This is a genomic window from Thioalkalivibrio versutus, from assembly GCF_001020955.1.
GTDB lineage: Bacteria > Pseudomonadota > Gammaproteobacteria > Ectothiorhodospirales > Ectothiorhodospiraceae > Thioalkalivibrio > Thioalkalivibrio versutus.
Map to the genome: position 1 here is coordinate 2163038 of NZ_CP011367.1, position 14252 is coordinate 2177289.

14 protein-coding genes are annotated in these 14252 nt (G+C 68.0%); 6 read left to right on the top strand and 8 right to left on the bottom strand.

Features of this window, described 5'->3' with window-relative positions; translation table 11 throughout:
• Nucleotides 1-29: 29 nt before the first annotated feature.
• The 3 genes from TVD_RS09990 to TVD_RS14940 all read left to right on the top strand — a co-directional run bounded on the left by TVD_RS09990 (nt 30) and on the right by TVD_RS14940 (nt 1208).
• Nucleotides 30-257: a cell division protein ZapB gene (locus tag TVD_RS09990; RefSeq protein WP_018168503.1), complete on the top strand. Its 228-nt coding sequence runs from the start codon at nt 30-32 to the stop codon at nt 255-257.
• Nucleotides 254-556, top strand: a complete 303-nt coding sequence (locus tag TVD_RS09995; RefSeq protein ID WP_018143885.1) for a cell division protein ZapA — start codon at nt 254-256, stop codon at nt 554-556. The genes TVD_RS09990 and TVD_RS09995 overlap by 4 nt, the downstream gene beginning before the upstream one ends.
• 415 nt (nt 557-971) lie before the next feature.
• Nucleotides 972-1208 carry a hypothetical protein gene (locus tag TVD_RS14940; protein ID WP_082119152.1) on the top strand — a complete coding sequence of 79 codons (237 nt, stop codon included), beginning with the start codon at nt 972-974 and terminating at the stop codon, nt 1206-1208.
• Nucleotides 1209-1483: 275 nt separating this feature from the next.
• Here TVD_RS14940 and ruvA read toward each other — a convergent pair whose 3' ends face one another.
• The 7 genes from ruvA to TVD_RS10030 all read right to left on the bottom strand — a co-directional run bounded on the left by ruvA (nt 1484) and on the right by TVD_RS10030 (nt 7276).
• Nucleotides 1484-2092 (bottom strand): Holliday junction branch migration protein RuvA, encoded by a 609-nt coding sequence (gene ruvA / locus TVD_RS10000; protein WP_047251530.1) that lies wholly within the window; start codon nt 2090-2092, stop codon nt 1484-1486.
• Entirely contained in the window at nt 2089-2604 is a 516-nt protein-coding gene (gene ruvC, locus TVD_RS10005; RefSeq protein WP_026181986.1) for a crossover junction endodeoxyribonuclease RuvC, read from the bottom strand. The genes ruvA and ruvC overlap by 4 nt, the downstream gene beginning before the upstream one ends.
• Before the next feature lie 21 nt (nt 2605-2625).
• Nucleotides 2626-3366: a YebC/PmpR family DNA-binding transcriptional regulator gene (locus tag TVD_RS10010; RefSeq protein ID WP_019562831.1), complete on the bottom strand. Its 741-nt coding sequence runs from the start codon at nt 3364-3366 to the stop codon at nt 2626-2628.
• A gap of 401 nt (nt 3367-3767) precedes the next feature.
• Nucleotides 3768-4397 (bottom strand): esterase/lipase family protein, encoded by a 630-nt coding sequence (locus TVD_RS10015; protein WP_019612034.1) that lies wholly within the window; start codon nt 4395-4397, stop codon nt 3768-3770.
• A 21-nt stretch (nt 4398-4418) separates the two neighbouring features.
• Nucleotides 4419-6203, bottom strand: a complete 1785-nt coding sequence (gene aspS / locus TVD_RS10020) for an aspartate--tRNA ligase (RefSeq protein ID WP_019628585.1) — start codon at nt 6201-6203, stop codon at nt 4419-4421.
• A 101-nt stretch (nt 6204-6304) separates the two neighbouring features.
• Complete coding sequence (locus TVD_RS10025; RefSeq protein ID WP_018168499.1) at nt 6305-6955, bottom strand: DUF502 domain-containing protein; 651 nt, start codon at nt 6953-6955, stop codon at nt 6305-6307.
• A 3-nt stretch (nt 6956-6958) separates the two neighbouring features.
• Complete coding sequence (locus tag TVD_RS10030; RefSeq protein WP_018143892.1) at nt 6959-7276, bottom strand: FmdB family zinc ribbon protein; 318 nt, start codon at nt 7274-7276, stop codon at nt 6959-6961.
• Between the two features lie 495 nt (nt 7277-7771).
• On the opposite strand from TVD_RS10030, the gene TVD_RS10035 reads away from it, so the two are divergent.
• Genes TVD_RS10035 through TVD_RS10045 form a run of 3 tightly spaced genes read left to right on the top strand, consistent with a single transcriptional unit; the run spans nt 7772 to nt 10407 of the window.
• Nucleotides 7772-8149, top strand: coding sequence for a DsrE family protein (locus TVD_RS10035; protein ID WP_018143893.1), 378 nt, complete (start codon nt 7772-7774; stop codon nt 8147-8149).
• 10 nt (nt 8150-8159) lie between these two features.
• Nucleotides 8160-9014 carry an SDR family NAD(P)-dependent oxidoreductase gene (locus TVD_RS10040; RefSeq protein WP_047251531.1) on the top strand — a complete coding sequence of 285 codons (855 nt, stop codon included), beginning with the start codon at nt 8160-8162 and terminating at the stop codon, nt 9012-9014.
• Between the two features lie 19 nt (nt 9015-9033).
• On the top strand, nt 9034-10407 hold the full coding sequence (locus TVD_RS10045) for a nucleoside recognition domain-containing protein (RefSeq protein WP_047251532.1): 1374 nt from the start codon (nt 9034-9036) through the stop codon (nt 10405-10407).
• 46 nt (nt 10408-10453) lie between these two features.
• Here the strand turns inward: TVD_RS10045 and TVD_RS10050 are convergent, their stop codons facing one another.
• Complete coding sequence (locus TVD_RS10050) at nt 10454-14245, bottom strand: PAS domain-containing protein (protein ID WP_047251533.1); 3792 nt, start codon at nt 14243-14245, stop codon at nt 10454-10456.
• Nucleotides 14246-14252 lie beyond the last annotated feature (7 nt).

A 14252-nucleotide genomic window follows, 5' to 3' on the forward strand; every position in this document is an offset into this window, starting at 1 on the left:
GCCGCACCTGCCACGCGGGGCCCGAGGCCATGCAGCCGAACGACGATTCAGCGATCGACCCGACCGAACGCCTGGAGGCCGCGATCACGCGCCTTCTGGAAGAGCATGCGGCCCTGCGCGAGGAGAACCACCTGTTGCAGGAGCAGATCCGCCAGCTCAAGGGCGAACGCGCGACCTTCAAGGAACGCAACGAACAGGCCCGCCACCGGGTCGAGAACATGATCGCGCGCCTGCGCTCGATGGAGCACAGCGAATGAGCCAGTCCGAACCCGTCCGCGTCTCCATCATGGGCAAGGAGTACCAGATCGCCTGCCCACCGGAGGAACGCGCCGACCTGTTTGCCTCGGCGTCGCTGATCGACGAGCGCATGCGCGAGTTGCGCGATGGCGGGCGCATCGTGGGCGCCGAGCGCATCGCGGTGATGGTGGCGCTCAACCTGGCGCACGAGATGCTGGAGTGCCGGCAGCAGAAGGCCGGCGCGGACACCTCCGGGAGCTCGGAACGCCTGGTCGCCCTCGCCGACCGCATCGAGAAAAGCCTCGGCTCGTCGCGCTAACGCGTTTGGCGGCGTCCCGCTGCCTTCCCTCCTACGTTTCCAATGTCCCGAATCGACCTACCACCCTCTTGGCTGGTCCGGGTTCGTCATCCGGTGTTTACGTGCCTTCGGCCGGCCGCCTGCCATGCGCTCTCTCGCGAGCGCACCGCGAGGTACTTCTTTGCTCGTGCAAAGAAGTACCCAAGAAACACGCCCGACTGCCGCGACCCCGGCCCGCTGCGCGGGCCGGGGTTTCCCTCGCTCCGAGGCTTTTCGCGGGCGGCGCTGAACTCGCTACGCTGCGCTGCGCTCAGACATCCAGCGCCTTGAACCCCGCGAAAAGCCTCTCCACTCGGCGCGACGACAACGGGAAGGTAGGTCAAGACAACGGCTATCCGAAGGCCCGTGCCATTGGTCGGAGGCAGGCTATTCCGACATCTCGGGCACGCTCGGCCTGCGGCCATGGCGTGCCGCGCCCGCGAAGCGGGCGCCGGGGGGCGTAGGATGTGATGAGCGCAGCGAATCGCATCAGGGTGTCGCACGGCGTGGGGAACGGTGCGTTTCGCTGCGCTCAACCGCACCCTACGGGATACCGTCTGTTTTGACCTTCGCCTCCCGTATGGAGCCCCTTGCGGAAGGGTTCTCGGGCCGGGAGAAGGCGCTGGATGTCTGAGCGGAGCCGCAGGCGCAGCGAGTTCAGCGCCGCCGGCCCGAGGGCCCTGGAGCAAGGTTCCCGGGCGAAATCCGGGTGCCCTTCTTTGGGTACTTTCTTGGGCAAGCAAGAAAGTACCTCGCGGTGCGCTCGCGAGAGAGCGCTTGGCAGTAAGCGGACCGAGGCCACCGTAAACACCGAAGGACGAACCAGGGCCAGCCTCTACTGAGCGAAACATGCCCCAGGGCGGACGACACCTCAAACGGCAGCCAGGGAGCCGCGCGGCTTGGTGTGCGTTAGCGCTTGACGGTGGCGCGGAGGGCCAGGCGTACCAGGGTCTCCACCGAGTCCGCCTGGTCGCGTACGGCGGCGACCATCTTCTCGGCGCTGGCGCGTTGATAGCCCAACGACTCCAGCGCGGCCACGGCCTCGGCTTCCATCGCGGCGGCGGGCGTCGGTTCGCTGCCGCCCGCTCCCCCGGCGGGCGCGCCGACAAAGCCCATCTCGGCAAGGCGTTCGCCCAGTTCCAGCACGATGCGCTCGGCGGTACGCTTGCCGATACCCGGCACCTTGGCCAGGCCGGTGACATCGCCGCCGCTGATCAGGCCCGCCAGCTCGTCGCCAGCGTAGGTAGAAAGCATGGCAAGCGCCAGCTTCGCGCCGATGCCGTTCACACGGATCAGACGCCGGAACAGGTCGCGATCGCGCTTGTTCAGGAAACCGAACAGCTGGTGGGCATCCTCGCGCACGACCAGATGGGTGGCCAGCACGACGGTCTCGCCCGGCTCCGGCAGGGCCGCCAGCGTGGACAAAGGGACGTCAACCTCGTAGCCAACCCCGCCGGCGTCGATCACGACGCCGTTAACCTCGCGGCTGATCAGCCGGCCTTCCAGCCGCGCGATCATGGACGACCCCCGATCGAGCCGGAGGTGGCGGCCGCCAGGCGCGCCTCGTGCTGCTGGGTGTGGGCGTGGCAAAGCGCGACGGCCAGGGCATCGGCCGCGTCGCTGCTGGCCGGTTCGGCCAGGCGTAACAATTGCTGCATCATGTGCTGGACCTGTTCCTTGTCCGCCCCGCCGATACCGACCACGGCCAGCTTGATCGCACGCGGGGCGTATTCGTGTACCGCAAGGCCGGCCTGGGTGGCAGCGCAGATGGCCGCGCCCCGGGCATGTCCCAGCTTGATCGCGGACTGGGCATTGCGCGCGACGAACACCGATTCGATGGCCAGCACGTCGGGCTTCAGTTCATCGATCACCTCGACCACGCCGGCAAAGATCTCGCCCAGGCGCTCGGGGAAACCCTTGGCCTTGGGCCGGATCACACCGTGCCCGCAGGAGCGGCCGCGGCTGCGATCATACTCGACGACCGCGAAACCGGTGATCCGGGAACCGGGGTCGATCCCGAGGATACGCACGCCGGTCACGCGGCGGCCGGATCAGTCACCGCTGACCTCGTCGGGAAAGTCGGCATTGGTGAAGACGTTCTGCACGTCATCCAGGTCGTCGAGCATGTCGAGCAGCTTGAGGATCGACTCGGCGGTCTCCGCATCCAGGGGCGCGAGCGTCTCCGGGCGCCAGGTGACCTCGGCATCCGCCGGCTGGAGTTCGCGTTCCGCCAGCGCCGCGCGGACGTCCTGATAGGTATCGGGTTCGGTGATGACCTCGATGGAACCGTCATCCTCGACCTGGACGTCTTCGGCCCCGCCCTCCAGCGCGGCCTCCATCACCACCTCGTCGTCCAGCCCGGGGGCGAAGCGGATCACGCCCTTGTTCTGGAACAGATAGGCGACCGAGCCGTCGGTACCCAGGTTGCCGCCCATCTTGGAGAAGGCGTGGCGCACCTCGGCGACCGTGCGGTTGCGATTGTCGGTCATGCAGTCGACCAGGATGGCCGCGCCGCCCGGACCGTAGCCCTCGTAGCGGATCTCCTCGACGTTGTCGCCGTCGCTCTCGCCCGCCCCGCGCTTGGCCGCGCGCTCGATGGTGTCGCGGGTCATGTTGGCGCCCAGCGCCTTGTCGATCGCCAGACGCAGGCGCGGGTTGGTCTCCGGGTCCGAGCCGCCCTGGCGCGCAGCCACGGTGATCTCGCGGATCAGCTTGGTGAAGAGTTTGCCGCGCTTGGCGTCCTGGGCATTCTTGCGATGCTGGATGTTCGCCCACTTGCTGTGGCCTGCCATTCGGTCACGACTCCTTGGATTGGGTTCGGTTGCAGCGGCCCCGGGATTCCACCGAGCCGCAGGACCCGCACAGTCTAATCGCTGGCGCGGCGGTAATCACGGATGCCGGCGCAGCACTCACCCACACCGCCTCTTCCCTCCCCCGTCATTGCGAGGAGCGCAGCGACGAAGCACAAAAGCAGCGAAGCTGCCTTGAACGGCCGCAGGCCGGCCCGAAGAAGGACGCGCAGCGCGTCACCAACCGCACAAGCCCCGTCATTGCGAGGCCCCGAAGGGGCCGTGGCAATCTCCTCACGCTGGCAGAGCGCTGGAGTCACGATCCGGTGGTTCCGGACGGAGATTGCTTCGTCGCTGCGCTCCTCGCAATGACGGGGGCGGCGGTAGGGTCGGGCCGGCTGGGGTTATGGGAGGAACTCGCCCGTTTCCAGGAAATGGAGGGTCTCCTGGACCAGGAGACGGTTGACCAGCATGCCGAAGTGGGAGACCGGCATGGTGAGGTGGCGCGAGACCTCCGGGCCGCGCGTCTCGTCCACCGCGACCGTGCCATCGTGCGGATCCGGGAGCGGCGCGACCCAGGGCCCCGGCCCGAACGGCTTGCTGCCGGCGATCATGCCGACGTCGCGACCGCGCAGGACGGGACTGCCGCCGAGCAGGCCACGGTCCAGGGCGGCGCCCAGCCACCAGCGGCCAAGCCGGTTCTGCGCGAGGCGCGCGGCCACACGACTGCCCTGCAGCGGCGAACCCAGCATCACGATACGCCCAGGGCGCTGCACGGGCGCGACCTCAAACAGGTGGCGCACGATCACGCCGCCCAGGCTATGGGCAACCAAGTGCACGAGGTCGCCGGGGACATCCTCGAGAAACGCGGCCAGGTCTCGCGCGGCCTGCTCCGGCGTTTGCCGGCGCGAGGCATAGCGGAACCCGTGAACCTCGTGGCCGGCCGCGCGCAGACGGCGGCCCAGCAGGGCCATCTCCAGGCCCGGCATGTGCCAGCCATGGACCATGACCACACTGCTGCGCATGCCGGTCATGGCGTTCGGCCGGACAAGCGGTTACTCGGCCTGTTGCGTGGCGCTGGGACGCAGACGGATACCCAGCTCGCGCAGCTGCTTCTCGCCAACCGGGGCCGGGGCGTCGGTCAGCAGGCAGGCGGCGGTCTGGGTCTTGGGGAAGGCCATCACGTCGCGGATCGAGTGGGCGCCGCTCATCAGCATCACCAGGCGGTCGAGGCCAAAGGCCAGGCCGCCGTGCGGCGGGGCACCGAAGTTCAGGGCATCCAGCAGGAAGCCGAACTTCTCGCGCGCCTCTTCCTCACCGATGCCCAGGGCCTCGAACGCGGCCTGCTGCATCTCGGGGTTATGGATACGGATCGAGCCGCCGCCGACCTCGGTGCCGTTGAGCACCATGTCGTAGGCGCGGGACAGGGCCTCGCGGGGGTTGGCGCGCAGCGCCTCCGGGCTGTCCACCGCCGGGGCAGTGAACGGGTGATGCAGGGCGTACAGGCGCTTGTCCTGATCGTCGTACTCGAACATCGGGAAGTCGACCACCCACAGCGGCTGCCAGCCTGCCTCGACCAGCTCCAGGTCGTGGCCGATCTTCACGCGCAGGGCGCCGATCGCCTCGTTGACCACCGAGGCCTTGTCCGCGCCAAAGAAGATCAGGTCGCCGGCAGCGGCCGCGGTCTTCTCCAGGATCTGCCGGGTCACGTCCTCCGGCAGGAACTTGAGGATGGGCGACTGCAACCCGCCCGCGAGATCGGTCGGGTCGTTGACCTTGATGTAGGCCAGGCCCTTCGCGCCGTAGCGGCCGACGTACTCGGTGTAGACGTCGATCTCCTTGCGCGTGAGCTTGGCACCGCCCGGGACGCGCAGGGCGGCCACGCGACCCTCCGGGTCGTTCGCCGGGCCGTTGAAGACCTTGAACTCCACCGCCTGCATCACCTCGGTCAGCTCGGTGAACTCCAGCGGGATGCGCAGATCCGGCTTGTCGGAGCCAAAGCGGGCCATCGCCTCGGCATAGGCCATGCGCGGGAACGGATCCGGCAGCTCCACGCCCTGGACCTCGCGGAACAGGTGGCGAATCAGGCCCTCGGTCACCTCCATCACGTCCGCCTCGTCGACGAACGCCATCTCCATGTCCAGCTGGGTGAACTCCGGCTGGCGATCGGCGCGCAGGTCCTCGTCACGGAAGCAGCGGGTGATCTGGTAGTAACGATCCATGCCGGACATCATCAGCAACTGCTTGAACAGCTGCGGCGACTGCGGCAGGGCAAAGAAGCTGCCCGGATGCGTGCGGCTGGGCACCAGGTAGTCACGCGCGCCTTCCGGTGTGGCCTTGGTCAGCATCGGGGTCTCGAGGTCGAGGAACTCGCGCTCCTCGAGGAAGCGGCGCATGGCCGCGGATACCTGCGCACGCAGGCGCAGGCGCTGCTGCATCAACGGGCGGCGCAGATCCATGTAGCGGTAGCGCAGGCGGGTGTCCTCGCCGACGTCTTCGTCGTCCAGCGGGAATGGCGGGGTCTTGGCGGCGTTCAGGACCTCCAGCTCGAGCCCGAGGATCTCCACGGCGCCGGTGGGCAGGTCGGGATTCTCGGTGCCCTCGGGGCGCCGGCGCACGCGGCCGGTCATGCGGATCACGTACTCGGTACGCAGCTGCTCGGCGCGCGCGAAGACCTCCTCGCGGTCAGGGTCAAACACCACCTGGACCAGCCCCGCATGGTCGCGCAGGTCGACGAAGATCACCCCCCCGTGGTCCCGTCGGCGGTTCACCCAGCCGCAAAGGGTCACCTCCGAGTCGAGTTCGTTCTCGGTGACACGTCCACACAGATGAGTTCGCATTGCGCTGTTCCAGCCGAAGGGCACGCCCGCCAGGGGCCTGCACGGTGAGTCGGGAAAACGGGACGAACATGGCGTTCGCACCCGCGAAAAGGCCGGAAATCTTACGATTTGCCCTGCCCCTGCGCAACCGGCGCCGGCGCTTCTTCAGGGCTTCTCATCGGTGTCACGACCCCCATGGACATCACGAACTTGAGACCATCCTCCACCGTCATGTCCAGTTCGATGGCTTCCTCGCGCGGGACCATGATCACGAAGCCGGAGGTGGGATTGGGCGTGGTCGGGACGAAAACGGTGATGACGTCACGCTCGGTGCGGTCCTGCACCTCGCCGACGGCGACACCGGTCATGAACCCCACCGACCACAGGCCGCGGCGCGGATACTCGATCAACATCACCTTGCGAAACGCCTGCCCGCCGTCGGACAGCACGGTCTCGGTGACCTGTTTGACGGCGCCGTAGATCGAACTGACCAGCGGGATGCGGCGGACGATCGATTCGCCCACCGACACCAGCTTGCGCCCAACGATATTGGCCACCACCACCCCGGTCACGAACACCACCACCACCGCCAGCACGATGCCGGCACCCGGGATGGAGAAGCCGAGAATCGCCTCCGGCCGCCAGGGCGGCGGCAGAAGGAGGATGGTGAAGTCCAGCAGGTCGACCAGCAGCTTGATAATGAAGCCGGTGACGATCAGCGGCAGCCAGACCAGCAGCCCTGCAATCAGATAGCGGCGCAGGGAGACCAGCATTGATCAGGTGCCGGTCGCGGCGGTACCGGTCTTGGCGCTACCGGAAGATGCGGACTTTCCGGAGGCGTCCGACTTCGTTGAGCTACTGCCGCTGGAACTGGTGGCCGAGCTGCTGCCCTCTTTCAGGTTGCGCTTGCCGTCCTTCTTGAAGTCGGTCTCGTACCAGCCGCCGCCGGCCAGACGGAAGCCGGCCGCGGACACCTGCTTGGTCAGGGCCTCGGCACCACACTCCGGGCAAATGGTGGCCGGCGGATCGGAGATCTTCTGCAGGATCTCGGAGACCTCGCCGCAATCCTTGCACTGGTATTCGTAAATGGGCATGACTGGAATCCTCGGAATGCATCCGCGAAAACACGGGTTGAGGCGTATTATGCGGCCGTTTTCGGGGAATGAAAGGCCTTCGCTTCCGACAATCCGTTTTCATAATCCAGAACGGTATTTCCCAGGCACACGCAAGCAGCCGGCTCGCCTTGCACGCCATCAAGGGCAGCCCGGCCGAAGGTCTGCGCAGAACCGGGATCTCCAGCGTCAGACCCTTCCCGACCGGGGAGATCCCGGATCACCGCTACGCGGTGTCCGGGATGACGGCAGGGGGGACGACGCGAATGTGTCCGGAATGACGGCGGTGGGTACGGCTCGAACGCGTCCGGGATGACGACAAGGCGGGAGCCGTTCAGGGCCATGCAGCCGATATCCGCCGCCACCGGGGGCGTCTCTTGATGCTGCCCGGCCAATCCGCGCTGGGGTTTGCGCCGGGCGGCCGCAGCGCGGATCATTCACCCCCAACTCGACGATACGACCGCGCAAGGACCTGTCATGGCCGAAAAGATCGTGATCATGCTGCTGAACCTGGACCTGGACCGCCCTGGCACGCTGGGGGCGCCCTTCTTCCAGGCCACCGTCGCCGCCGCGATGGATCTCGAGGTGGAGATCTACTTCGCCGCCGGCACCACACGCCTGCTGCGTCAGGGCGTGGCGGAGACCATCTACCCCGGCGAGGCCAGGGAGAAGTCCGTCTACAGCTTCATGCAGGACGCCCACGAGGCCGGCTGCGCCTTCTACGCCTGCGCCGGAGCGATGAGCGAGAACGGCCTGACGCTGGACAACGCAGTGCCGGAACTGGACGGGATGCGCGGCGGCGGTGCCTTCATCGGCGAGGTCGTCGAGGACGGCGTCGCCACCCTGACCTACTGAGCGCGCCGCCGTGAGTGACACTGCTTCCCGCACCGTCCTGATCACCGGCTGCTCCAGCGGCATCGGGGCCTGTACCGCGCGCGTGCTGCGTGATCGCGGCTACCGCGTGTTCGCCACCGCCCGGCGCGGCGAGGATGTCGCCCGGCTGAAGAAGGACGGCTTCGAGGCCTTGCAGCTGGATCTGGACGACTCCGCCAGCATCCACAGCGCGGTCACCGAGATCCTGCACCGGACCGACGGCCATCTGTATGCCCTGTTCAACAACGGCGCCTACGGCCAGCCCGGCGCCGTGGAGGATCTGAACCGCGCCACGCTGCGCGCGCAGCTGGAGACCAACGTCCTCGGCTGGCTGGAACTGACCAACGCCGTCCTGCCCGCCATGCGCCGCGCCGGCGAAGGCCGCATCATCCAGAACAGCTCGGTCCTGGGCCTGGTCGCACTGCGCCTGCGCGGGGCCTACGTGACCTCCAAGTTCGCGATCGAGGGCATGAGCGACACCCTGCGCCAGGAACTCCACGGCACCGGCATCCATGTCGCCTTGATCGAGCCGGGACCGATCCGCAGCGCGTTCCGCGCCAACGCGCTGAAGGCCTTTCGCTACCACGTCCAGCGCGAACACGGCCCCTGGCAGGAGACCTACCGCGCCGCCGAGGCCCGCATGGCGAACGCCGAGGCCGATGCACCGTTCACGCTGGGGCCCGAGGCCGTCGCGCGCTGTGTCGTGCACGCCCTGGAGGCCCGCCGCCCGCGGGTGCGCTATCACGTGACCTTCCCCACGCGGCTGTTCGCCTTCCTCAAGTGGCTGCTACCGGCCCGCGCGATGGATGCCGTGCTGCGCGGTGTATCACGCGGGGAGAACCGCTGACCGTGGCACACTGCACCGCATGAACCTGATCTTTCTCGCGCTGATCGTGATCGCCGTGGCGACGGCCGCGATCCGCGAGATCCGCTCCACCGATCCCGACGAACAGCCGATGCAGGCCCTGTCCGAGGGCGCGATCGAGGCCGCCGGTTCCGCGGTGGAGCTGGCGCTGGGGCTGGTCGGGGTGATGGCCCTGTTCCTGGGCCTGATGAAGATCGCCGAGGCCGGTGGCCTGCTGACCGTGCTGGCGCGGCTGCTGCGGCCACTGATGGTGCGCCTGTTCCCGTCGGTGCCGCCCGAACACCCGGCGATGGGCGCAATGATCCTGAATTTCTCCGCGAACATCCTGGGTCTTGGCAACGCCGCCACGCCGTTCGGCATCCGCGCGATGCAGGAGCTGGAGAAGCTCAACCCGCACCCGGGCACCGCGACCAACGCGATGGCGCTGTTCCTGGCGATCAACACCTCCAGCATCACGCTGCTGCCCACCGGCGTGATCGCCCTGCGCGCCTCGCTGGGTTCCGAGGCCCCGGCCGCGATCCTGCCGACCACGCTGTTCGCGACCCTGTTCGCGACCATCGCCGGCATCGCCAGCGCGCTGATCCTGCAGCGCTACTTCCTGCCACCCCCGGCGACTCGCAGCATTGATCCGGACCAGACGTCCGCGGATGGCGCGAGCGAGCTGGACGACACCATGCGCGAGGCCGGCCGGGAGGCGACCGAGCCCACCCAGGACGCCGACCCGACAGCGGACACGGCCAACCAGCAACCGATGAACATCGAGGTCCCCACCGAGGGTTACCCCACCTGGGTCTCGATCCTCGTCCTGCTGGGCGTGCTCGCAATCATCCCGCTGACCATCCTCTACGGCCAGGCGATCGCGCCGTGGATCATCCCCGGGCTGGTGGTCGGCTTCCTGTCCTACGGCGTCATTCGCGGCGTACCGGTCTACGAGGTGTTCGTGGAGGGGGCGAAGGAGGGTTTCAATGTCGCGCTGCGCATCATCCCCTACCTGGTCGCGATCCTGGTCGCCGTGGGCATGCTGCGCGAGAGCGGGGCACTGGGGATGTTTGTCGGGCTGGTCGGGCCGTTGACCACGCCGTTCGGCCTGCCGGCCGAGGCGCTGCCGATGGCGCTGCTGCGCCCGCTGTCCGGCTCCGGCGCCTACGGCATCATGGCCGGCATCATGCAGGATCCGGCCACCGGGCCGGACACGCATGTCGGCATCCTGGTCTCGACCCTGCAGGGCTCGACCGAGACCACCTTCTACGTGCTCGCCGTGTACTTTGGCGCGATCGGCATCAAGCGCGTGCGCCACACCCTGGCCGCCGCGCTGACGGCGGATGCCGTCGCGGTGATCGCGGCGGTGGCAATCGTCGGCTTCCTCTTCCTGTAGGACGAAGTGCGCGACGACGGCGTGCGCGACGCACCCCCTCGCGGGGTCAGCCGTCCGGGCGACTCGCGCGACAGTGATCCAGCGCCCGCAGGAGGTCACTCGCACCGATCGGCTTGGTCAACAGGTCGTTGAAACCGGCCTGTTCGGCGCGCTGGCGCGTGGCATCCGTGGCATCGGCGGTCACCGCAATCACCGGGATCGCGGCCAGCTCCGGCTCGGCCCGCAGCGCGCGCAGCACCTGAAAGCCATCCATCACCGGCAGGTTCAGGTCCAGCAGGATCAGCTCGGGCGGATCCCGCAGGGCCATGTCGAGTCCCTCGGCGGCGGATGTCGCCATGCGGCAGTCGGCCGCGCCCTGCTGTTTCAGCATCTCGCGCATCAGACGCTGGTTGGCGTCGTGGTCCTCAATGCAGAGCACGCGGCAGCCGCCCGGCGCGCCGGAGCCGCCGGGCAGTGCCGCGTCGTCCCCGGTGCCGGACGGCATCCGGTCACGGGCCCGGGGCAGACGGAACCAGAAGGTACTGCCCTCCCCCGGCACGCTGTCGACCCCGATCTCGCCTCCCATCAGGTCCACCAGATTGCGGGTAATGGCGAGCCCGACACCGCTGCCCTCGATCCCCTGCTGGTCGGCCGCCAGTCGCTCGAACGGCTGGAACAGCCGCCGGCACTGCTCCGCGTTCAGCCCCGGCCCGCTGTCGTGGATGGCGATCCGAACCTCGGCCTCTGACGGCTCGCAGCTCACGCGTACGCTTCCGCCTGGCCGGTTGTACTTGATCGCGTTGGAGAGCAAGTTCAGGAGCACCTGCTTCAGACGCCGCGGATCGGCCTCCAGCATGACTTCGGGCAACTGATCCGGCTCCAGCTCCACCCGATACTCGCGCGCCACGGGCGCAAGCAACGACAGGCAGTCCTCCAGCACCGGACCCGGCGCCACCGGCTCCGGATCGACCTGCATGCGACCGGCCTCGATCCGGGCCAGGTCCAGGATCTCGTTGATCAGGTCCAGCAGGTGCCGGCCGGCGCGCGTGATCTCGTCCAGGTAGCCACGCTGCTGGTCCTCCAGCGCCGGATCGCTCTCCAGCAGCTGGGCAAAGCCGAGCACCGCGTTCATGGGTGTACGCAGCTCGTGGCTCATGTTGGAGAGGAAATCCGACTTGGCGCGGTTGGCTGCCTCGGCCGCCTCGCGGGCACGATGGAGCTCCGAGCGGCGACGCAACTCATCGGTGAAATCGCTGAAGATATTGAAACCGTACTGCGGCTCGCCGCGGTCGTCGCGCACCACGCCGATGTTGCTGGCCGTAATGAACACGGCCCCGCTGGCACAGCGCTGGGGCAGCTTGCCCGTCCAGGAACCGCCCTCGGTCAGGACGCGGTCGATCTCCCGCGCCTCTTTCGAGTTCTCCTCCGGGATGATGCCCAGCTCGTGGAAATCCCGACCCAGAAGCTCCTCGGCACGGTAGCCCAGCATCTCCAGCGCGGCTGCATTGGAGTAAACATAACGGCCCTCGCGATCGACCACCGATATGCCCTGTTCGGAGGATTCGAAGATGCGCTGGAACAGCGCCAGGTGCTCCTGGGCCTCGTGCAGCTCGGTGATGTCCTGCAAGCTCCCACCGACGTGTGTCAGCTGACCCCTGGCATCGAAGCTGCCGCTCGCGATCATGTGCACATGGCGGATGCGACCGCCGGGCAAGCGCACCCGATGACCGACCTCGTGGTGGCCGGGCTCGCTCAGGCCATCCAGGAACGTCGCGATCTGATCGCGGTCCTCCGGGTGCACCAGGGCCAGGTACTCGTCACGCTCGAGAGGCGCGTCTCCGGCATCCATCCCGAAGATCTCGTGGATTACCCGGGACCAGGTGATCTGCCCGCTGGTCGCATCCAGCTCCCAGTTGCCGATGCGCGCCAGGCGCTGAGACTCCAGCAACCGGGTGGACAGCTGGGACAGCGCCAACTCGGAACTCTTGCGCTTGGTGATGTCCTGCATCACACCCAGCATGTACAGGACCTCGCCATTCGGGCCCCGAACGACATCGCCGCGTTCCAGCAGCCAGTGTTCGGAACCGTCCGGCCAGATGACCCGGTGCTCCAGCTCGAGGTAGGACCCGCGGCGCAAGCTGCTGGCGATGGCGTTGCGCACCCGCGCGCGGTCATCGGGGTGCACCGCCTTCATGAAATTGGAGACGGTTGGTTCCATCCCGCCTTCGGGGTAGCCCAGAAGCGGCGGAATACGTTCCGACCAGCCCAGCGCCTCCTGGTCCGGCGTCCATTCCCAGGTTCCCATGTTGGCGAAGATCTGGCTGGAGCGCAGGCGATGCTCCTGATGCTTCACATGGGTGATTTCGGTGCGGATGGATACGTACTGATACGGCCGGCCGTTGCTTCCAAGATACGGGACTATCGTGGTCTCTACCCAGTACAGCGAGCCGTCGCGCGCGCGATTGCACATCTCGCCCTGCCAGACGCGGCCGGACGCAACGGTAGACCACAGTTCGGCGTAGAACTCCGGTGGATGCTGCCCGGACTTGAGAATGCGGTGGTTGCGCCCCATCAGCTCGGACACGGCGTAACCACTGACCCGAGAGAATCGATCGTTGGCGTAGATGATGTTGCCGGCGACATCGGCAATACTGACCAGGGCGTGTTCGTTGAGCGCGACGTGCTCGCGCTCGCGCTCGTACAGCGCATCGCGATAGGACTGACTGACCCCGTCGATCTGGCGCAACTGGCGCGCCCGAGCGGTGATCGCCGCCGCAACACGGGCCGGTTCCACCGGCTTCAGGAACACACCAGCGACCCCCGGGTGCAGGGTCATCAGGTGGTTCACCCGGCCCGGATCCTCGGTCAACAGCAGCAACGGAACCACGCCCCCGGTATCCCGGGTTCGCAGAAGCGCGACAAAGGATTCCACCGGCTCTGCCAGCCTCTGCAGATCGAGGACGACCACGTCCACTCGGGTTTCCTCCAGCTGCCGCCGGAGCGCCTCCGGGTCCGACGCGGTGGCCACGCCCAGACCGACGCCCGTCAGGTACGGCTCGAGGCCACCGTCTGTCGCATCATTCGTGACCAGCAGGACGCGATAGTCGGAGTCCACGATCAGGCCACCGATCTGCATCAGCTGCTCGATCAGGGTGTCGGTGGCCAGCGGGTGGTCGAGGCAGCGCGCCACCCCTTGGCGCACACATTCCAGACGCGCGCCGGGGCTCCAGCTGTGCGCAACGGCCAGCACGGGAAGGCCGCTGCCCAGCGCGGTCCCCAAACCGGGCAGCCCACCGCCATCCGCGGCCACGGCATCGGCGCACAGAACGACCGCGGAAAAGGGATCATCGTCGGAGGCGACATCGGAACCGGAGACATCGGCCGCGCCGCGGGTCACGCGAAAGCCCTGTTCGTCCAGCATGCGGGCGACTTCGTGACCGACCTCGCCACCGTCGTCGATCACCCGCACCCGCGATGCGGCCGCGCACCCGCCCAGCGGCTGCACGCGGGCCTGCGCCACGGGGCGCGCGCGTTGCCGATAGGCCTCGACGCTGGTGGCCAGGCGCCGGACCCCGGCGTGAATGAGGTCGCGGTCCGGACCGGCGGGGGCACGGCGGACACCGGCCACGGCCGATCGCAACGCGTCGGCCACACTGCGGATCAACCCGACATCGAAGATCTGGGCGGCCTGCGCCAGGGTCTGGGCCTCGCGGTACAGCGTGGTCAGCCGGTCGCCATCCTGGGCCGAACCGTCGAGGGCCCGGGACAACCGCTCCAGTTCCGCAACGCGCTGGGCCAGGGACTCGAGAAACTCGCCCCGCAAACGCGCCAGCCCCGGCGATGCCGGGGCCGGGTTCACGGCCGTT